General features: G+C 45.5%; 1 protein-coding gene and 1 pseudogene. Both read left to right on the top strand.

The window, feature by feature from the left end; translation table 11 throughout:
- The first annotated feature begins 15 nt into the window (after positions 1–15).
- Positions 16–795 carry a twin-arginine translocase subunit TatC gene (gene tatC / locus A3763_RS17490; RefSeq protein WP_068510193.1) on the top strand — a complete coding sequence of 260 codons (780 nt, stop codon included), beginning with the start codon at positions 16–18 and terminating at the stop codon, positions 793–795.
- 7 nt (positions 796–802) lie between these two features.
- Positions 803–1039 (top strand): annotated as a pseudogene (locus A3763_RS17495) (16S rRNA (uracil(1498)-N(3))-methyltransferase); the annotation flags it as partial.

Genomic DNA, 1039 nt, shown 5'->3' on the forward strand with positions numbered 1-1039 from the left:
AAGCATAGTAAAGACATGAGTAAGACTTCTGACAACGCAACTGAAAACGACACTGTAGTCGACCAAGGCCAGCCTCTAATCAGCCATCTGATAGAATTGCGCACACGCCTCCTGCGTTCTGTGCTTTGCGTTATATTGATCTTCGCAGGCCTTTACTATTTTGCCAACGATATCTACCTGATTGTCTCAGAGCCACTTAGGGTCTTTTTACCCGAAGGTAGCACCATGATCGCGACCGATGTCGCATCACCCTTCTTTACCCCCTTCAAACTGGCTCTAATGACGGCACTGTTTATATCAATGCCTTATGTGCTCTTTCAAATATGGGGTTTTATCGCACCTGCACTCTATGAGAACGAAAAACGGCTCGCCTATCCTTTACTGCTATCGAGCATAATATTGTTCTATCTCGGCATGGCATTCGCTTACTTTGTCGTCTTTCCTTTAGTGTTTGGCTTTTTCACCAGTGCCGCACCTGAAGGCGTCACTGTAATGACCGATATCAGTCGCTATCTTGACTTCATTCTAAAGCTATTCTTCGCATTTGGTTTAGCCTTCGAAATCCCAATCGCAACCATTATTTTGGTTGCGGCAGGTATTACCAGCTCAGCTAGCCTAAGTGAAAAACGCCCTTACATCGTGGTTGGCTGCTTCGTTATCGGTATGTTATTGACGCCTCCAGATGTTATTTCGCAAACTCTTTTAGCAGTTCCAATGTGGGCTCTCTTTGAAGTCGGAGTGCTGTTTTCAAAACTCGTCGAAAAGAAGCGCAACGAAGAACCTGTAAGCGAATAACAATTAGATGAACCTGCTACTGTTATTCCCCGAAAATATGCACAGCGAAACACTGGCTGAGATTTCCGGTCGTCAACTCGAACATATGCATGAGACTCTAAAGTCAAAAGTTGGAGATAACATACGCGTTGGCCTGCTCAATCAGCAAATTGGCCTAGCCACTATTACAGCTCTCACTACGGAGTCTGCCAAACTCGATATCGAGTGGCAAAAAGAAGCGCCCGCACCACTCCCCTTAACACTC

The organism is Oleiphilus sp. HI0128 (assembly GCF_001635365.1).